At 54.7% G+C, this 17,612-nt stretch carries 19 protein-coding genes; 14 read left to right on the top strand and 5 right to left on the bottom strand.

Translation table 11 applies throughout. The features are described from left to right. The first annotated feature begins 34 nt into the window (after positions 1–34). The gene (gene mpl / locus L2097_RS15245; protein ID WP_250353211.1) at positions 35–1,411 is read left to right on the top strand and encodes a UDP-N-acetylmuramate:L-alanyl-gamma-D-glutamyl-meso-diaminopimelate ligase; all 1,377 of its coding nucleotides are present in this window, start codon (positions 35–37) and stop codon (positions 1,409–1,411) included. Between the two features lie 109 nt (positions 1,412–1,520). Here mpl and L2097_RS15250 read toward each other — a convergent pair whose 3' ends face one another. Both L2097_RS15250 and yjgA read right to left on the bottom strand, forming a co-directional pair. Continuing rightward, the gene (locus L2097_RS15250; protein WP_250353212.1) at positions 1,521–2,729 is read right to left on the bottom strand and encodes an aldose 1-epimerase family protein; all 1,209 of its coding nucleotides are present in this window, start codon (positions 2,727–2,729) and stop codon (positions 1,521–1,523) included. A gap of 314 nt (positions 2,730–3,043) precedes the next feature. Continuing rightward, positions 3,044–3,595, bottom strand: coding sequence for a ribosome biogenesis factor YjgA (gene yjgA / locus L2097_RS15255; RefSeq protein ID WP_047372043.1), 552 nt, complete (start codon positions 3,593–3,595; stop codon positions 3,044–3,046). 94 nt (positions 3,596–3,689) lie between these two features. On the opposite strand from yjgA, the gene pmbA reads away from it, so the two are divergent. Both pmbA and cybC read left to right on the top strand, forming a co-directional pair. Further along, the gene (pmbA, locus tag L2097_RS15260; protein ID WP_085005206.1) at positions 3,690–5,042 is read left to right on the top strand and encodes a metalloprotease PmbA; all 1,353 of its coding nucleotides are present in this window, start codon (positions 3,690–3,692) and stop codon (positions 5,040–5,042) included. A 155-nt stretch (positions 5,043–5,197) separates the two neighbouring features. Then, positions 5,198–5,587, top strand: a complete 390-nt coding sequence (gene cybC, locus L2097_RS15265) for a cytochrome b562 (RefSeq protein WP_047372041.1) — start codon at positions 5,198–5,200, stop codon at positions 5,585–5,587. Positions 5,588–5,625: 38 nt separating this feature from the next. Here the strand turns inward: cybC and L2097_RS15270 are convergent, their stop codons facing one another. Continuing rightward, positions 5,626–6,570 (bottom strand): quinone oxidoreductase family protein, encoded by a 945-nt coding sequence (locus L2097_RS15270; RefSeq protein ID WP_172399032.1) that lies wholly within the window; start codon positions 6,568–6,570, stop codon positions 5,626–5,628. A gap of 113 nt (positions 6,571–6,683) precedes the next feature. Between L2097_RS15270 and L2097_RS15275 the strand changes: the two genes are divergently transcribed. The 10 genes from L2097_RS15275 to L2097_RS15320 all read left to right on the top strand — a co-directional run bounded on the left by L2097_RS15275 (position 6,684) and on the right by L2097_RS15320 (position 15,330). After that, positions 6,684–7,574 (top strand): LysR family transcriptional regulator, encoded by an 891-nt coding sequence (locus L2097_RS15275; protein ID WP_250353213.1) that lies wholly within the window; start codon positions 6,684–6,686, stop codon positions 7,572–7,574. 261 nt (positions 7,575–7,835) lie between these two features. Further along, positions 7,836–8,174: a PRD domain-containing protein gene (locus L2097_RS15280; protein ID WP_167337903.1), complete on the top strand. Its 339-nt coding sequence runs from the start codon at positions 7,836–7,838 to the stop codon at positions 8,172–8,174. A gap of 10 nt (positions 8,175–8,184) precedes the next feature. Continuing rightward, positions 8,185–8,547 carry an SFCGS family glycine-rich protein gene (locus tag L2097_RS15285; protein WP_020456288.1) on the top strand — a complete coding sequence of 121 codons (363 nt, stop codon included), beginning with the start codon at positions 8,185–8,187 and terminating at the stop codon, positions 8,545–8,547. Between the two features lie 2 nt (positions 8,548–8,549). After that, positions 8,550–8,849, top strand: a complete 300-nt coding sequence (locus L2097_RS15290; protein ID WP_039077746.1) for a DUF4312 family protein — start codon at positions 8,550–8,552, stop codon at positions 8,847–8,849. A 22-nt stretch (positions 8,850–8,871) separates the two neighbouring features. Next, the gene (locus tag L2097_RS15295; RefSeq protein WP_039077745.1) at positions 8,872–9,648 is read left to right on the top strand and encodes a DUF4311 domain-containing protein; all 777 of its coding nucleotides are present in this window, start codon (positions 8,872–8,874) and stop codon (positions 9,646–9,648) included. A 9-nt stretch (positions 9,649–9,657) separates the two neighbouring features. Beyond that, positions 9,658–10,299 carry a DUF4310 family protein gene (locus L2097_RS15300; protein WP_047372035.1) on the top strand — a complete coding sequence of 214 codons (642 nt, stop codon included), beginning with the start codon at positions 9,658–9,660 and terminating at the stop codon, positions 10,297–10,299. A gap of 42 nt (positions 10,300–10,341) precedes the next feature. Then, positions 10,342–11,475 (top strand): amidohydrolase/deacetylase family metallohydrolase, encoded by a 1,134-nt coding sequence (locus L2097_RS15305; protein WP_250353214.1) that lies wholly within the window; start codon positions 10,342–10,344, stop codon positions 11,473–11,475. Then, on the top strand, positions 11,459–12,577 hold the full coding sequence (locus L2097_RS15310) for a DgaE family pyridoxal phosphate-dependent ammonia lyase (RefSeq protein WP_250353215.1): 1,119 nt from the start codon (positions 11,459–11,461) through the stop codon (positions 12,575–12,577). The genes L2097_RS15305 and L2097_RS15310 overlap by 17 nt, the downstream gene beginning before the upstream one ends. Next, the gene (gene dagF, locus L2097_RS15315) at positions 12,574–13,314 is read left to right on the top strand and encodes a 2-dehydro-3-deoxy-phosphogluconate aldolase (protein WP_250353216.1); all 741 of its coding nucleotides are present in this window, start codon (positions 12,574–12,576) and stop codon (positions 13,312–13,314) included. The genes L2097_RS15310 and dagF overlap by 4 nt, the downstream gene beginning before the upstream one ends. Positions 13,315–13,419: 105 nt before the next feature. After that, positions 13,420–15,330 carry a BglG family transcription antiterminator gene (locus L2097_RS15320; protein ID WP_047372031.1) on the top strand — a complete coding sequence of 637 codons (1,911 nt, stop codon included), beginning with the start codon at positions 13,420–13,422 and terminating at the stop codon, positions 15,328–15,330. A 197-nt stretch (positions 15,331–15,527) separates the two neighbouring features. On the opposite strand, the gene L2097_RS15325 is transcribed toward L2097_RS15320, so the two are convergent. Next, complete coding sequence (locus L2097_RS15325) at positions 15,528–16,007, bottom strand: hypothetical protein (protein WP_052958910.1); 480 nt, start codon at positions 16,005–16,007, stop codon at positions 15,528–15,530. Positions 16,008–16,392: 385 nt separating this feature from the next. Between L2097_RS15325 and L2097_RS15330 the strand changes: the two genes are divergently transcribed. Further along, positions 16,393–16,992: a nitroreductase family protein gene (locus L2097_RS15330; RefSeq protein ID WP_047372030.1), complete on the top strand. Its 600-nt coding sequence runs from the start codon at positions 16,393–16,395 to the stop codon at positions 16,990–16,992. 69 nt (positions 16,993–17,061) lie between these two features. Here L2097_RS15330 and nrdG read toward each other — a convergent pair whose 3' ends face one another. After that, entirely contained in the window at positions 17,062–17,526 is a 465-nt protein-coding gene (nrdG, locus tag L2097_RS15335; protein ID WP_047372028.1) for an anaerobic ribonucleoside-triphosphate reductase-activating protein, read from the bottom strand. Between the last annotated feature and the right edge of the window lie 86 nt (positions 17,527–17,612).

The following is a 17,612-nucleotide window of genomic DNA, read 5'->3' on the forward strand; positions in this document are numbered from 1 at the left end:
AAATGTGCGCCGTAAATAAGAAGGATAGAGACGAATGCGCATTCATATTTTGGGGATTTGTGGCACCTTCATGGGTGGGCTGGCGCTGCTGGCGCGCTCACTGGGCCATGAAGTAACGGGTTCGGACGCCAATGTGTATCCGCCGATGAGTACCTTGCTTGAGAAGCAAGGCATTGAACTTATTCAGGGTTACGACGCCAGTCAGCTTGATAACGCGCCGGACCTGGTCATCATAGGCAACGCAATGACGCGCGGGAATCCGTGTGTTGAGGCGGTGCTGGAAAAAAACATTCCGTATGTTTCAGGCCCGCAATGGCTGCATGACTTCGTGTTGCGCGACCGCTGGGTGCTGGCAGTGGCGGGAACACACGGCAAAACGACCACGGCAGGCATGGCAACCTGGATTCTGGAAGCCTGTGGTTATAAGCCCGGATTTGTTATTGGCGGCGTGCCGGGCAATTTCGAGGTTTCCGCTCGCTTAGGGGAAAGCCCGTTTTTTGTCATCGAAGCCGATGAATATGACTGCGCGTTTTTCGACAAGCGTTCGAAATTCGTGCATTACTGCCCGCGTACACTGATCCTCAATAACCTTGAGTTCGATCATGCAGACATCTTCGACGATCTGAAAGCGATCCAGAAACAGTTCCACCATCTGGTGCGTATCGTACCAGGGCAGGGCAAGATCATCTGGCCTGAAAGCGATATCAATCTGAAACAGACGATGGCGATGGGCTGCTGGAGCGAGCAGGAGCTGGTGGGCGAACAGGGCCACTGGCAGGCCAAAAAACTGACCACCGATGCGTCTGAGTGGGAAGTGCTGCTGGACGGCGAATCTGTCGGGCAGGTGAAGTGGGGTCTGGTGGGCGAACATAATATGCATAACGGCCTGATGGCGATTGCCGCTGCCCGCCATGTCGGTGTTGCGCCAGCCGATGCTGCTGATGCGTTGGGCTCGTTCGTGAATGCCCGTCGTCGCCTTGAACTGCGCGGTGAAGCGCACGGCGTTAAAGTGTATGACGATTTCGCACACCATCCGACGGCGATTCTGGCGACGCTGGCGGCCCTGCGCAGCAAAGTGGGCGGTACGGCGCGCATTATTGCGGTGCTGGAACCGCGCTCTAACACCATGAAAATGGGTATCTGCAAGGATGACCTGGCACCCTCCCTGGGGCGGGCCGATGAAGTCTTCCTGTTACAGCCTCAGCATATTCCATGGCAGGTCGCGGAAGTGGCTGACGCCTGTGTGGTGCCCGCCCACTGGAGCGGCGATGTCGACGCGCTGGCAGAGATGATCCTCAAAACGGCGATGCCGGGCGATCACATTCTGGTGATGAGCAATGGCGGATTTGGCGGTATTCATCAGAAATTGCTGGATGGGCTGGCGAAGAAAGCCGAAGCGGCCGTAGAGTAATTGTCCTGCTTGTCGTGCGACAGTACAGGGCGGTTGCGCAGGCGGTAAGCGTGAGATGAGATGTGCAGAAAACCGCGCCATCTGATGGGAATGGCGCGGTTTTTTATTTTTATTCTTTGGCGATTGGCGTGTCGATAATCTGCGGTGCTTTATTACCCTGAATATCGGCAACGCGTTTTTCCACATCCTTCACCTGGCTTGCATTATGCAGCAGGGTGTAGGTCAGGTCGAAACGGGTGCTCTGGCCCGGTTCCAGTTTTTTCACGCGTTTTTGTTCACGCTCAATGGTTACCGGGTAAGCGTAGCTGGTACCCGGTTCAATCCCCGTCACATAGCCCTGTTTCAGGGTGTCGGTGTTTTTCCACAGCGTCAGCACCGGCAGCTGTTGGGTGTTAAAGCTGATGGCGGCCCCTTTATCGCCAGCTTTGTTAATCACCGCCGCCACGGTCTCTTTACGCGCGTCAGCCAGCGGTTTGAAGTTAAATACCATTTCATCGAAGCCTTTCGTCGGCCCGCTGTAGGTTTGCCAGTTTTTCAGCCCGGCTTTGGCATAATCGTTGAACGGACTGACGCTCTCTACCGGGGCGATAAAGCGCGCGCCATCTTCCAGAATCGGCGTGCCGAAGTTGCTGTGGTAGATGATCTGGTAATCGTGCGCATAATCAGCATGGTTCGTCAGCACGTCATGCAGAGTAAAGCTGTTGCTGCCCGGAATGTAGCTCAACTCCATTTCGGTCTGCAGATCGGCTTTCTTGAAGGTGCTCTCTTTCACCAACCCACGAATGCGAATTTCATAGGGCGCTTTCTCGCTGACATCAACGGAAACCTGTGAGGCCGGGGTGTTACCCACTTTGCCATGCAGGGTGTAGATCTGGCCGTCAGCGGTGACCGGGTGCCCCGTCCATTCATAGCCGCAGCGCACCAGCATTTCATTGAATCCTTCCAGCCAGCCCAATCCATTGCGGCTTTCCAGATTCATATAAGCCGGATTAACCACCTCTTTTACCGGTGAATCCCACCCCATCCGCACGCCAAAACCTTCAACACGAAGCAAATTCATGCCGCGTGTCGGGCTCAGGGTGATTGTCAGACCATTCTGGCTGCTGATGGTGATGATTTTACTGCCTTCCTGCTTGCCGCCATGCAGGACTTTTTGCTCAATGCTGAAAGTCTGATCCTTAATTTTCAGCTGTTGGCTTGTGACCTGCCAGTTTCCTTGTTCCACGCCGCTTTCAGCACTTGTCAGCAACCAGGTTTTCGCGCAGACGTTGCCAGAGATAAGAAGTGCGAGGGTGGATAACACCAGAGTCTTTTTCATTTTCATTCCTTTTGCTGAATCGATTATGTTTGTGACCCCTGAAATCTAATAATTGCTGATGCCAAAAAATGTGATCCGTTTCATCTGGTGTAATAAAGCGCGATCTGATGATCAAAAATCTGCCACTGATCGCTTTTGTCTATGTAATGCTGGGTTTATATACATAAAAGTTGTGATGTATGAAGATTTTTGCTTTAACGATTCAGCTTGAATAAGCAGTCATTATCAAACAGATAGATGCCAGGGCAGGGTTGCCAAAGGCGAGGGGAAGGGGGAAAAGCGATGTGCGGGGCGAGCCGCACATCCGGGAGAGATTACTCTGCGGCTTCGGACAGCTCGCGCAGGTATTGGAAAATCAAACGCGCGGATTTCGGCGGTTTGTTTCCTTCTTTCTCTTTCTTCGCGTTGCGGATAAGCGTACGTAATTGCTGACGGTCTGCGTCCGGCCACAGGCCTAACACTTCAGCAATGGCGTCATCGCCTTCCTCAATCAGGCGGTCGCGTAGCTGTTCCAGCTTGTGGAAAAACGCCACCTGTTGGTTATGGCGGTTTTTCAGCTTATCCAGCGCCTGGCGAATCGGCTCAACGTCGCGTTGGCGCAGCAATTTACCAATCAGCTGCAACTGGCGGCGGCGGCCTTCCATCTTGATACGTTGCGCCAGTTCAACGGCGTCGCGCAGGTCCTGGTCGAGCGGGATTTTCTCCAGCGCGTTTTTACCCAGGTCTACCAGTTCCGCGCCCAGGCGTTTTAATTCCTCGGCGTCGCGTTTAATTTCACTCTTACTGACCCAGATGATCTCATCATCTTCGTCCTCGATGTCGTCACCGGGAACGTCGTCGAGCCAGTCGTCGGGCTGCTTTGTCATCTCAGGTTCCTCAAAAAAGAGGCTAATGTTACCAGTTAAGGGGCGCACTGAAAAACGGTTCTCTGTTAGACTTCAAAGATTCTCTCCTCTAATTATGGCATTGGCGATGAAAGTAATCACACAAGTTGCACAACAACGCAAAGCACTGGAAGAAGCGGTTTCTACCGCGCTGGAGTTGGCCTCCGGAAAAGCGGATGGTGCGGAAGTGTCTGTCAGCAAGACCACCGGCATCAGCGTCAGCACGCGCTACGGTGAAGTGGAGAACGTAGAATTTAACAGCGACGGGGCGTTAGGGATTACGGTTTATCATCAAAACCGTAAGGGCAGCGCGTCGTCTACCGATTTAAGTCCGGATGCCATTGCTCGCACCGTGCAGGCGGCGCTGGATATTGCTCGCTACACCTCGCCGGATCCCTGTGCCGGGGTGGCGGATAAAGAGCTGCTGGCCTTTGACGCACCGGATCTGGATCTCTTTCACCCGGCGGAAGTCACCCCGGATGAAGCCATCGAACTGGCCTCGCGCGCAGAGCAGGCGGCGCTGAAAGCGGACAAACGCATTAACAACACCGAAGGCGGCAGTTTCAATAGTCACTACGGTATTAAAGTCTTCGGCAACAGCCACGGTATGCTGCAGGGCTACGCCTCCACGCGTCATTCGCTCTCAAGCTGCGTTATCGCCGAAGAGAACGGGGATATGGAGCGCGATTACGCTTACACCATTAGCCGTGATATTCGCGATTTGCAAAGCCCTGAATGGGTGGGTGAAGAGTGCGCGCGCCGTACGCTGTCGCGCCTTGCTCCGCGTAAACTCTCGACAATGAAAGCGCCGGTCATTTTTGGTCATGAAGTGGCGACCGGGCTGTTCGGCCATCTGGTTGGGGCGATTGCAGGTGGGTCGGTGTATCGCAAATCCACCTTCCTGCTCGACTCGCTGGGTAAGCAAATTCTGCCGGAATGGCTGACCATTGAAGAACACCCGCATTTACTGAAAGGGCTGGCGTCCACGCCGTTCGACAGTGAAGGGGTGCGTACAGAACGTCGCGATATCATCAAAGAGGGCGTTTTAACGCAGTGGCTGCTGACTAACTACTCTGCACGTAAACTGGGGCTGAAAAGCACCGGGCACGCGGGCGGGATCCACAACTGGCGGATCGCCGGGCGCGGCCTGAGTTTTGAGCAACTGCTCAGGCAGATGGGTACGGGTCTGGTTGTTACCGAACTGATGGGGCAGGGCGTTAGCGGCATTACAGGCGACTATTCCCGTGGTGCGGCGGGTTTCTGGGTGGAAAATGGTGAAATTCAGTATCCGGTAAGTGAGATCACCATTGCAGGAAATCTGAAAGATATGTGGCGTAATATCGTTACGATTGCTGACGATATCGAAACACGTAGTAATATCCAGTGTGGTTCAGTGTTGTTACCGGAGATGAAAATCGCCGGTCAGTAATGCCCGTCATATTTCTGGTTGCAGGTGCGTTGGCTGCACGTGCTTACCCCAGTCGCTTACATGGGTAAGTGGCTGGAATTTACGTGTTGGTCGCCTGCCTGAAACTTGAATTATTCAGGGTGTGGCTTTTTTAATAATAAAAAAGGAAGTGAGCAATGCGGAAAAAACTGCTGGCGATGTTAGCTGTCTCTACCCTTGTCCTGAGTTCGGCACAGGTGTTCGCCGCCGATCTTGAAGATGACATGGGCATCCTGAATGACAATCTTAAAGTGGTCGAAAAAGCAGATGATGCAGCGACCATCAAAGATGCATTAACCAAAATGCGTACCGCAGCACAGGATGCGCAGAAAGCGACCCCGCCGAAGCTGGAAGGTAAAGCGCCGGACAGCCCTGAAATGAAAGATTATCGTCAGGGCATGGAGACGCTGATTGGGCAAATCGATGGCGCACTCAAACTCGCCAACGAAGGCAAAGTAAAAGAAGCAAAAGCGGCGGCTGAAGATTTCAAAGCCACCCGCAACAGCAACCACAAGAAGTTCCGCTAATATCCCAAAGCGGGGCATAGGCCCCGCTTTCCTTCCCTCTACGGGACAAGTACGATCTTCCCGCTAAACGCCCGGTTTTCGAGCAAACGATGTGCGTCTGCCCCTTCATTGAGTGAAAACGTGGTGATCTCTGGCAGGGAGACATGTCCGTCTTTGATAAGCCCGAACAGGCGATCCGCACGCAATTGTCGTTGCTCACGCGAGGTTAAATAGGTCCACAGGTCGGCTCCCAGAACCCCGGAGGATTTCAGCAGGAAATCCGCAGGATCCACCGCCGGAATTTTCCCTCCTGACATCCCAAACAGCACCACGCGACCGCCTTCTTTGAGGGCTTCCAGGCTCTGCAACAGCGTGCTGCCAACGGAGTCAAAAACGATATCGCAGCCTGTGGCCTGTTTCTGCCAGTTGTCATAACCCACCGCCATTTCCGCCCCGTGGGCGAGGCAGATTGCCTGCTTCTGCTGGCTTGATGCGACAGCAAGCACGTGAATGCCCCGGTGGACGAGCATGCGCGTCAGTAGCCGTCCGACACCACCGGCAGCCGCCAGCACGGCAACGCGCATCCCCGGTAAAACCGGCAGGACATCGTGGATCAGGTAATCAGCGGTCAACCCTTGCAACAGCACGGCGGCGGCCTGTTCCTCGCTAAGCCAGTCGGGAAGGTGAATGGCATGGGTTTGCGGTACGAGAACGTGGCTGGCATGTGCCAGCGGCACATCGGTAAAGCCGATACGATCCCCAGGCTGCCAGCCACTGACCCCCGCTCCGACCTGTACCACCCGTCCGGCCCCTTCATAGCCCGCAGTCCAGGGGGCGTCGCCGGCAAGGGGATAGCGCCCCTGTCGTCGGTAGACATCGGCAAAGTTAAGCCCGGCAGCGGAGATTTCAACCAGAATGTCGCCTTGCCCTGGCGGGGGAGTGGCGCGCTCTCGCAGGTACAACACGTCGGCAGAGCCAAACTCATCAAAAACCAGTGATTGCATAATAAAATGACCTAATAGAGGGTAATATGACGATTATTCCTCCCTGCCATGGGCGAATAAAGAGGGCTTCGTTATTTAGATTTGATAGCCAAAATTTATAATTGGGGTGGTGAATGGATTACTTAAAATGCGTTGAGTCTTTTGTCCGCACGGTGACCAGCGGCAGTTTCACCGCCGCGGCGGAAGAGCTTGGCATCACCCCGGCAATGGTAGGGAAACATGTGCGCGAGCTGGAGGCCAGAACGGGTTGCCAGTTGATTCACCGGACCACCCGGCGTCAGGGGTTGACGGATGCCGGCCAGCGTTTTTACCAGTATGGGCTGCAGATCCTTGCCACCATTCGCGAGGCGGACGGGCTGGCAAACCACCTTTATGACCATGTCGCGGGCATGCTGCGTATTAGCGCGCCGGTGACCTATGGTCAGCGCGTCCTCACCCCCATTCTGTCGCGTTTTTTGCAGCGCTATCCTGGGGTCGATGCTGAAATGGTGCTGACTGATCGGAAAGTGGATCTGATTGAGGAGCGCTTCCAGTTGGCTGTCCGCATTGGCAATATCAACGATGACGGGATCGTCGCCATTCCGCTTCCGCCGTATCGTATGATCCTTGCCGCCTCCCCCGAATACCTGCAACGCCACGGCACGCCGCTCACGCCGCAGGATCTGAGGCAGCATCATTGCATCAGTTTCAGCCAGTGGCGCTCGGATCATTGCTGGCAACTGGAAGGCCCCTCCGGCAGGCTGGAGATCGCTGTCACGCCGCGTCTGATGGTCGATTCTGGTGAAGCGATACGCCAGGCGGCGCTGTCCGGGCTGGGGATCGTGCAGCACTCCGTTCTGACGTTACAGCAGGACATCGACGAAGGCCGTCTGTGCCCCGTACTGCCAGACTACCTGCCGCCACCGCGGCCAATGCATCTGTTGCGCTTACCGATCAGGCCGCTGCTGCCGATCGTCTCCTCGTTTACCGACTACTTTTTGCAGGCGATTAAAACGCCTCTTTGACTCTTTTTCATAAGGAACCCTTATCACGTCACACTTTTCCCTTCACCTTGATCGTTTTTTTATTCTCCCTGACTCCCATTTTTCCGCATTTTTCCGTCAAAGATGTGACCACTGCACAGTGAAAAGCCCCGCAGGGGTGCAGTAATGTGGCGCAGATCACTAAAGTCTCCCGGCTTTCCACTTCAAAGTGGAAAACTCCTCGCTACAAACTCTTAACCTGCAACGTTAGTTTTATTCCAGGCCATTAACGGGGTAAGACGAGTGAAAAACGGAGCGGTAATGAACGACGCTGGAGACGGGGCGGAGCATACGGCAAATCTGGCCGAACGCATGCTGACGCAGGTGTATACCTTGCTGAGCCACCACAACATTACGCCTAACGCGGTACAGCAACAGATGTTGACCTCGCATGTCCGCGCGATGGCGCACCGGTCGGTGACCGGCGAGCCGCTGCCGGAGGTGGATGCCAGTCTGTTTGACGAAATCTCGCCTGAATCAATGCAGCTTGCCCGCGACATCGTGGCGCAATTTGGCAATCTCCCGGAAGAAGAAGCCTGGCTGCTGTCGGTGCACTTCGAAGTGGCAAAAGACAACCTGTAAGGAGCGAACAATGGAACAAATTACCGTAGTGATTGGCGACCGCCTGGGGAAAGGCCAGAAAGTGGCGGCAGGTGTTGAGAAAGCCGGTGGTCGCGCCGTGGTGGTACCGGGCGTGGCGGCAGATATGAAGCTGGGCGATGTGATGAAAGCGGAAAACGCGACCTTCGGCATCTCGTTTTGCGGCAGCGGCGGCGCGGGCGCTATCACCGCGCAAAACAAACACGGCTATAAAGCCAAATACGGCATGCGCTCAGTTGAAGAGGGCGTGACCGCCATCAACGAAGGCTGCAATGTGCTGGGTTTCGGCTTTATGGATAAAGAAGAGTTAGGCGAGCGCCTGGTGCAGGCGTGGCAGAAGAAATACGGCGCGTAACCATGAAAGAACAGTTCACCACCACGGTCAGGGTTAAAGGGAAAGGCGAGGCGAAAGCACGCGCGTTTTCCGATGCGCTGAACCATGTTCAGGCCGCGGTGATGAAAGCGTCGCCGCACATTTTACTGCGCATAGAGCCACAGGATGTGCAGGTTGTTCATGCGCATGAAACGACGCGGAAAGAAGCTTTTTTATTCTTCTTTCTGCGCCGCGAAAGACGGACGTACAGCGTGGAGCTGGATGTCACCGTCAACGTGACCGCCATCAATCTCGACAAAGTGGATTTCGTCACGCAACGCTGATTCTGACTAAAAGGGCAGACTGATGTTCTTAATCATACTAATAAAATCGCTCATCATCGGCGGCCTTGTGGGCGTCGGGGTAGGCGCTGGGGCTGCACGCATGTTTCATGCGCCGACCACGCAAGGGATGGGCGCATTTCGTACACTCGGTGAGCTGAACTCCTGCGAAGGGGATCCAGCCTCTCACTTTTCCTTTGGTTTAGGCTTCTTCTTCAATGCCTGGGCCTCGTCCGTTGCGGCGGGTTCCTTCACCCAGGATGTTGATCATCGCATTATCCCGAACTGGGGCGCGGCGGCATTGATGGTGAAAAACCGCAACGTCGGCGAAACCCTCCACGATCCGAAAAAGATGGCCATCGCCTGTGGCTTGATCGGCATGATCGTGGTGACCTTCCTTAACCTGACGGCCTCCTCCGTTCCGGCGGCACTGCAGGTGACGGCGGTGAAAGTTCTGGTGCCTGCGGCGAACCTGCTGGTCAACACGGTCATGCCAGTAATTTTCTGGCTGGCGGCGATCGACGCGGGTAAAAAATCCGGCTTCTGGGCCACCGTCTTTGGCGGGGCGGCACAGCTCATCATGGGTAATGCCGTGCCAGGCCTGGTACTGGGCATTCTGATTGGTAAGGGTGTGGAAGAGAGCGGCTGGCATCGTGTCACCAAAGTGATGATGAGCGCCATTGTGGCCCTGTTTGTCCTGAGCGCCTTCTTCCGTGGCTTCGATCTGAAAATGATCCAGTCCTTCCACCTGAGCGCGCCGAACTGGCTGGAGCTCATCCATAACTCGCTCAGCGGCAAGTAAGGAACGATGATGGAACAGAATAAAGGTTTTTGGTACGCAGACTGGTCATTCCCGATTTTTGTCGGTCTGCTCTCTTCCGGCGTGTTCGCCGGGACACATATGTACTACCTCTACGGCATAGGTGCCTTTAACGAAGTGGCGTTCGTGGCGATGCTGAAATCGGGTATTGATACCGGTGCATACGGCGCGGTGGCCGCCTTTGGCGCGAGCTTCCTGTTCGCCCGTATTATCGAAGGTTCGCTGGTGGGCATTCTGGACATCGGCGGGGCGATTCAAACCGGCGTGGGTCTTGGCGTTCCGGCGCTGTTGCTGGGGGCGGGGATTATGTTCCCGGTGACCAACTTTATCGCTTCGCTGGCGACCGGCCTGGTGATTGGCCTGGCGATTGGTTACATCATTATCCTGGCGCGTAAGTTCACCATTAACCAGAGCGACTCCACCTACGGGGCGGATGTCATGATGGGGGCGGGCAATGCTTCCGGCCGTTTCCTGGGGCCGTTGATTATCCTCAGCGCGATGACCGCGTCGATTCCTATCGGCATCGGCTCGTTGATTGGCGCGTTGCTGTTCTATCTCTGGCAAAAACCGATTACCGGGGGTGCCATCCTCGGGGCGATGCTGCTGGGCTCCCTCTTCCCGATTGCACTTTGATCTGACCGGGCGCGTAAGCGCCCGCTATCACTGGAGATTTGCATGTTTGATTTACTCCTGCGCCGGGCGCGTCTGGTGGATGACACGGTGACGGATATCGCCATCGAAAACGGTAAAATCGCGGCGCTGGGCGACATTAGCGGCCCGGCGGCCAAAACCGTCGATTTAGGCGGTGAGCATTACGTGAGTGCGGGCTGGATTGATTCTCACGTCCATTGTTACTCCAAATCACCGCTTTACAATGACCAGCCTGACAGTGTCGGTATCGCGACGGGGGTGACCACGGTAATCGATGCAGGGAGTACGGGTGCAGACGACATTGATGACTTTTATGCCCTTACCCGCAAGGCCGTGACCGAGGTCTATGCGCTGCTCAATATCTCGCGCGTTGGGCTGATCGCGCAAAACGAACTGGCGAACATGGCGAATATTGACGCCGATGCTGCGCGCGAGGCGGTGAAACGCCATCCGGATTTTATCGTCGGCCTGAAAGCGCGTATGAGCAGCAGCGTGGTCGGCGAGAATGGCATTAAGCCACTGGAGCGCGCCAAAGCGATCCAGCAAGAGAACGGCGACCTGCCGTTAATGGTTCATATCGGCAACAACCCACCGGATCTGGATGAGATTGCCGACCTGCTGACCTCTGGCGACATCATCACCCACTGCTATAACGGCAAGCCTAACCGCATTCTGACGCCGTCCGGCGAACTGCGAGCCTCTATTATGCGTGCCATTTCGCGTGGCGTGCGTCTGGATATCGGGCACGGTAGCGCCAGTTTTAGCTTTGCCGTTGCGAAGCAGGCTATTGCTCTTGGCATCCTGCCGCAAACCATCAGTTCGGATATCTACTGCCGCAATCGGATCAACGGCCCGGTCTTCTCGCTGGCGAAAGTGATGTCCAAATTCCTGGCTATTGGTATGTCGCTGCCGCAGGTGATTGCCTGTGTGACCGACCATGCCGCCGACGGCCTGCGTTTGCGCCGCAAAGGCCGGCTTGCCGTCGGCTATGACGCCGACCTGACCATTTTCGACCTGCGCCGTCAGCCCGTGCTTTTTCGTGACGCGGAGAATGACACGCTGCAGACCGACCAGTTACTCACGCCGCTTGCCGCCATTCGTGCAGGCAAGGGCTATATGACCGAACAAGGGAGTGCGGAACATGTCTTCGATTTATGAAAAATATCAGCTAAAGCAAGTGATTAATGCCTCCGGGCGCATGACGGCATTGGGCGTTTCCACGCCGCGCCCGGAGGTCGTGGATGCCGTGCTGAGCGGCATGAATCACTACTTCGAAATGAAAGATCTGGTGAACAAGACCGGCGACTACATTGCGAAGCTGCTTGAGGTGGAAGGGGCGACGGTAGTCTCCTGCGCCTCGGCGGGGATCGCCCAGTCGGTGGCGGCGGTGCTGGTAAAAGACAGCGACTGGTTGCTGGAAAACCTGCACAGCACGGTGATCGAGAACAACGAAATTGTTCTGCCACGCGGCCATAACGTCAACTTTGGCGCGCCGGTGGGCACCATGGTGGCGCTGGGCGGCGGAAAGGTGGTGGAAGCAGGTTATGCCAACGAGTGTTCTGCCGATCAACTGGCGGCGGCCATCTCCCCGCGCACGGCGGCAGTCCTCTATATCAAATCGCACCACTGTGTACAAAAAAGCATGCTCAGCGTCGAGCAGGCGGCGGTTGTGGCGCGTAAGCACAACCTGCCGCTGATTGTGGATGCGGCGGCGGAAGAAGATTTGCAGTGTTATTACCGTGCCGGGGCCGATCTGGTGATTTATAGCGGCGCGAAGGCGATCGAAGGGCCAACCAGCGGGCTGGTCATCGGCAAAACGCAGTATGTGGAGTGGGTCAAACGCCAGACGGCGGGGATCGGGCGCGCCATGAAAGTGGGTAAAGAGGGCATTCTCGGTCTGACATGCGCCATTGAACACTACCTGAGCGCCACCAAAGAGAGCGGCGCAGAGATGGTTGCCAAAATGACGCCGTTTATCGACAGGCTGAACACCCTCAATGGCGTCAGCGCGCGGGTAGTGTGGGACAGCGCTGGTCGCGACATTGCCCGTAGCGAAATCAAGTTCGATGAAGCCATCACCGGTATCGCCACCGGCGAGCTGGTCAGTGCCCTGAAACAGGGGGAATACGCCATTTATTTCCGTGGTTATAAAGCCAATGAAGGGATTATCGAAGCCGATGTACGCAGCGTGACTGCTGAGCAACTGGACATTGTGGCAAATCGTATCGCCGAAGAATTGAATAAGGAGCACCGCGCATGAAACTGACGCCCGATTTTTATCACGACCGTGTCTGCCTGAATGTGCTGGCAGGAAGTAAAGCCAACGCCAGCGCTATTTATGAGGCCGCAGAAGGTCATGTACTGGTGGGGGTGCTCTCCAAAAATTACCCGGATGTGGCAAGCGCGGTGGCGGACATGCGCGAGTATGCGGCGCGCATCGACAATGCGCTCTCCGTGGGGCTGGGGGCGGGGGATCCGAATCAGTCGGCGATGGTGAGCGCCATCTCCCGCGAAGTACAGCCGCAGCACGTTAATCAGGTCTTTACCGGGGTGGCGACCAGCCGTGCGTTGCTCGGGCAGGATGAAACCGTGGTGAACGGGCTGGTGTCGCCAACGGGCACGCCGGGCCTGGTCAAAATCTCTACCGGGCCGCTCAGCAGTCAGGCGGCAGAGGGCATCGTGCCGGTGGAAACGGCGATTGCCCTGCTCAAAGACATGGGCGGCAGTTCGATTAAATATTTTCCGATGGGCGGCCTGAAATGTCGCGACGAGTACCAGGCCGTAGCTGAGGCGTGCGCGCGTTATGATTTCTGGCTGGAGCCGACGGGCGGTATCGATCTGGAGAACTTTGGCGAGATTTTACAGATCGCACTGGACGCGGGGGTGAGTAAAATCATTCCTCATATTTATAGTTCTATTATTGATAAGGTAAGCGGCGATACCCGCCCTGCGGATGTGCGCCAGTTGCTGGCGATGACCAAAGCGCGCGTGGGTTAAGAGACCCTCACCCCCGCATGTTTTATGTCCCCTCGCCCCTCTGGGGAGAGAGTTAGGGTGAGGGGACAACCTGACCGCCATATTCAGAAGCAAGAGGACAATGACGTGCGATTCCCCAACCAACGTTTAGCGCAACTGTTCATGATGTTGCAAAACGAGACGCTGCCGCAGGATGAACTGGCGCAGCGGCTGTCGGTTTCCACGCGTACCGTCCGGGCTGATATCACTGCACTGAATGCTTTACTGGAAAGCCACGGGGCGCAGTTTATTCTCAACCGTGGCAGCGGTTATCAGCTAAAAATTGACGATGCTACCCGCTATGAGACGTTACAGGCGGAGCGACCCCGTACATTGCGTATTCCGCGCAGCGGGCCGGAGCGGGTACATTATCTGCTGCTGCGCTTCCTGACGTCGGCCTTTTCCATCAAGCTGGAGGACCTGGCTGACGAGTGGTTTGTCAGCCGCGCCACGTTGCAAAATGACATGGCGGAGGTGAGAGAGTGGTTTTCCCGCTATCGACTGACACTGGAGACCCGACCACGCCACGGCATGAAGTTGTTCGGTAGCGAAATGGCGTTGCGCGCCTGCCTGACGGATTTGCTCTGGGAGCTGACGCAGCAGAACGCCCGCAACCCGCTTGTCACCGACGAGGCGCTCAATAAAGGGATACCGGAGCAACTGGCGGTGATCCTGCACGACGTTTTTACCCGCCATCACATTCGGCTGACCGATGAGGGCGAATTGTTTATTCGCCTGTATTGCGCGGTAGCGGTACGCCGTATCAGCGAAGGATTTCCGCTCTCAGAGTTCACTGCCGAAGACGGTGACGAGAACGTGCGGGATGCCGCGCGGGAGATTGCCGATGCGCTGCAACAAATGGCGGAAAAACCGCTGGCGGCTTCGGAAGTACACTGGTTGCGGGTACATATTGCCGGGCGTCAGTTGCAGGACATTACCCCCAGCGCCATCAGTGCGGACGATGACGAAGCGCTGGTTAATTACATCCTCAATTACATCAACAGCCACTATAACTACAACCTGCAAAACGATGCGCAGTTACATGCGGACCTGCTCACCCATATCAAGACCATGATCACCCGGGTGCGTTATCAAATCATGATCCCAAATCCGTTGCTGGATAACATCAAACAGCACTACCCGATGGCGTGGGACATGACGCTGGCAGCAGTCTCCAGTTGGGGGAAATACACACCCTATGTGATCAGCGAAAATGAAGTCGGTTTCCTGGTGCTGCACATCGGCGTTGGCCTGGAGCGACATTACAATATTGGCTATCAGCGACAGCCACGCGTGATGCTGGTGTGCGATGCGGGCAACGCGATGGCGCGCATGATTGAAGCGGTGTTGCAGCGCAAGTATCCGCAGATTGAGGTCACCCGTACGGTGACGTTGCGCGACTATGAGCAGTGCGAGGCCATTAGCGAAGATTTTGTTATCTCCACGGCAAGAATCAGCGATAAAGATAAGCCGATTGTGACCATTGCGCCGTTCCCGACGGACTATCAGCTTGAACAGATTGGCAAACTGGTGCTGGTGGACAGAACGCGACCGTGGATTCTTGAAAAGTATTTCGATGCCTCGCATTTCACTATTATCGACCGTCCGTTAGACAGACAAACGTTATTTACTACGCTTTGTGCCCAGCTTCAGCGGGAAGGGTTTGTTGATGCTGATTTCCTCGACTCGGTTGTGGAACGTGAAGCAATTGTCAGCACCATGCTGGGGGAAGGGATCGCGTTGCCGCACTCGTTGGGGCTGCTGGCGCAAAAAACAGTGGTCTATACGGTGTTGGCGCCACACGGTATTCAGTGGGGAGAGGAGACCGCTCACGTTATTTTCCTGCTGGCCATAAGTAAAAGTGAATATGAAGAGGCGATGGCGATATACGATATTTTTGTGACATTTTTACGTGAGCGCGCTGCATCCCGATTGAGTGCCTGTAAGGATTTCATGGCATTTAAAGCGGTGGCAATGGAATGCGTTAGCCGTTTTTAATGGGTTTGCGCGTTGAAACAACGCGCCCCATTTGACCAGACGTTAATGCTTAATATTCCGAAAGAGTAAACCAAATATTCTCTTCAATGCCTGAGCTTATTTTCCTTGCTGGAATAAGGCTTTCTTATCTTATATTCCTGTGTGCGTAGTAAATGATTCACTATTCCGCAAGGAAAATTGATTATATTTTTTTATATTTATTCTGCGCTTCCGGCATGAGATTTAATAGTCTCTCCCGGTGTCCCCGCAATATTGGCCATCTCAATATTTAATGCGTCCTGAACGTTTTCTGTAGAATGACTAAACTGTTGCTGCAGGTCCTGTGCCGTTAATCTGACGCCAGAGAGAGCATCGACCATCTCTTCACTCCCGTCAGGATACTTCACCACCGAGACCAGGCGGCCATGAAATAGCGGGATCCCCGTCATTTCCAGGGTGTAGTCAGTCTTTTTTATTTCTTCCTGTTTTAATTGATGTTGTTTCTTAATTTCCTCCGCGGTTTTGGACGATAGCGAAAGTTTGGTACTGCTATCATCGCTGCCAGAGCTATTCGTGTCAGAATTAATATCTGCTGATTTGGGTTTATTTCGCAGACCAAACGTACTTTCATTATTTGATAAATGAGGATCACCGAGTGAGCCTGCGCTTACGGCGGTAATTTTATCAATACCGTTCATTGTCATCTCCGAAAAATGCAATCCAGGACCTGATGCAAGGAGCCTTGTGCCTCGTTGGATGATGAATCTACGCGGGAAAGAACGAGACTACGTCATTATCGGCAGTAAAAAGAATATGTTTAGAAAATAATCATGCAAAGGGTTCTTTCACTTTTTTTGAATGATAGATCCAAATAGTTCTGCTTTCCCTAACCGGCTGGCAGGATTACTCTTTTCACAGTCAGGGCGAACAGCCAGTGGGGTGTTTGCTCTCGTTTAAGGGACAGACAGGAATCAGCGAACCATGAACTCGTTTCAGCGAATTTTGAACGCACTACTTTCCCGGGAGCAGCCTGTCACGCAAACCCCAACTCCGTTGGAATTCACTACGCTTTCAGGAGGCGTTATGCCAGAGAACTACCTTGCTTTAGCAAAACAACGCAGAACGATTTATGCACTGGGTAAAGACCTGCCGTTGCCGGACGATGACGTTATTCAGACTATTCAGGACGCCATCAAGCAAGCGCCATCTGCATTCAACTCGCAGAGTTCTCGCGCGCTGATCCTGCTGGGCAATGAACACAACAAATTCTGGGAACTGGTTCGTGAGCAACTGAGAAAGATTGTTCCGGCAGAGAGCTTCCACGCCACCTCCGATAAACTCGATGGTTTTGCCGCTGCTGCGGGTTCCGTGCTGTTCTTTGAAGATCAGGACGTCGTGACCGGACTACAGGAGCAATTTGCCGCCTACGCCGACAATTTCCCGATTTGGTCAGAGCATAGCTCCGGTATCGCGCAATATGCGGTATGGCTGGCCCTGGCTGAGAAAGGTATTGGTGCCAACCTCCAGCACTACAATCCGCTGGTGGATGAGGATGTTCAGCGTACCTGGAATATCCCGGCAAGCTGGAAACTGCGTGCGCACATGAACTTTGGTTCGATTATTGCGCCTGCCGGTGACAAAGCTTATATGGATGACGCTAAACGCTTTATCGTGGCGAAATAATGATTTCCCCGGTGAGCTCAGGCTTACCGGGGCTACAGATAACCTTAGCGCAGGCGCTGGGGTTTTTTATTATCGCAGATGATGCACAACCTGGTTGCTGCTGCCCCGCCAGATAAGTGCCGGGTCTTTTAAATCCTGCACGAACTTTCCGTCAATCAACACGTTAATTAAATCGACAACGGCCATTTGCGCGTCGTTCAGTTCGTTTTTCTTATACCCGGTCCAAACCCAAATATCTTTACCCGGACACTCGGCGCGGATGCGCTGCACCAGTTTAAGGATATCCGGTACATTCTGCGGATGGAGCGGATCGCCGCCGGACAACGAAATCCCCTGGCGTTTCACCCGGGTGTCGTTGAGATCGTGAATGATCTGGTCTTCCATCTCCTGGGTAAATGGCTTGCCGGAGTTTAACCGCCAGGTGCTTTTGTTGTAGCAGCCCGGGCATTCGTGCACGCACCCGGAAACGAACAGGGTGCAGCGGGTGCCGGGGCCGTTGACTATATCGACAGGGTAATACTGGTGGTAATTCATTTTTCCTCGTCGCATTTGGCGCTGTAGCGGCGTTGGCTGCGCTCATGAACCCCGGTCACTTACTTCAGTAAGCTCCCGGAGATTCA

The organism is Citrobacter sp. MNAZ 1397, from assembly GCF_023613995.1.
In the GTDB taxonomy this organism is placed as follows: domain Bacteria; phylum Pseudomonadota; class Gammaproteobacteria; order Enterobacterales; family Enterobacteriaceae; genus Phytobacter; species Phytobacter ursingii.

Coding starts and splice junctions, on each gene's coding strand:
- pmbA (WP_085005206.1), top strand. CDS start 3,690: ATGGCATTGGCGATGAAAGTAATCACACAAGTTGCACAACAACGCAAA.
- L2097_RS15305 (WP_250353214.1), top strand. CDS start 10,342: ATGTTTGATTTACTCCTGCGCCGGGCGCGTCTGGTGGATGACACGGTG.
- L2097_RS15275 (WP_250353213.1), top strand. CDS start 6,684: ATGGATTACTTAAAATGCGTTGAGTCTTTTGTCCGCACGGTGACCAGC.
- nrdG (WP_047372028.1), bottom strand. CDS start 17,526: ATGAATTACCACCAGTATTACCCTGTCGATATAGTCAACGGCCCCGGC.
- L2097_RS15330 (WP_047372030.1), top strand. CDS start 16,393: ATGCCAGAGAACTACCTTGCTTTAGCAAAACAACGCAGAACGATTTAT.
- L2097_RS15290 (WP_039077746.1), top strand. CDS start 8,550: ATGAAAGAACAGTTCACCACCACGGTCAGGGTTAAAGGGAAAGGCGAG.
- L2097_RS15250 (WP_250353212.1), bottom strand. CDS start 2,729: ATGAAAAAGACTCTGGTGTTATCCACCCTCGCACTTCTTATCTCTGGC.
- yjgA (WP_047372043.1), bottom strand. CDS start 3,595: ATGACAAAGCAGCCCGACGACTGGCTCGACGACGTTCCCGGTGACGAC.
- L2097_RS15300 (WP_047372035.1), top strand. CDS start 9,658: ATGGAACAGAATAAAGGTTTTTGGTACGCAGACTGGTCATTCCCGATT.
- L2097_RS15310 (WP_250353215.1), top strand. CDS start 11,459: ATGTCTTCGATTTATGAAAAATATCAGCTAAAGCAAGTGATTAATGCC.
- dagF (WP_250353216.1), top strand. CDS start 12,574: ATGAAACTGACGCCCGATTTTTATCACGACCGTGTCTGCCTGAATGTG.
- L2097_RS15325 (WP_052958910.1), bottom strand. CDS start 16,007: ATGAACGGTATTGATAAAATTACCGCCGTAAGCGCAGGCTCACTCGGT.
- cybC (WP_047372041.1), top strand. CDS start 5,198: ATGCGGAAAAAACTGCTGGCGATGTTAGCTGTCTCTACCCTTGTCCTG.
- L2097_RS15270 (WP_172399032.1), bottom strand. CDS start 6,570: ATGCAATCACTGGTTTTTGATGAGTTTGGCTCTGCCGACGTGTTGTAC.
- L2097_RS15285 (WP_020456288.1), top strand. CDS start 8,185: ATGGAACAAATTACCGTAGTGATTGGCGACCGCCTGGGGAAAGGCCAG.
- L2097_RS15295 (WP_039077745.1), top strand. CDS start 8,872: ATGTTCTTAATCATACTAATAAAATCGCTCATCATCGGCGGCCTTGTG.
- mpl (WP_250353211.1), top strand. CDS start 35: ATGCGCATTCATATTTTGGGGATTTGTGGCACCTTCATGGGTGGGCTG.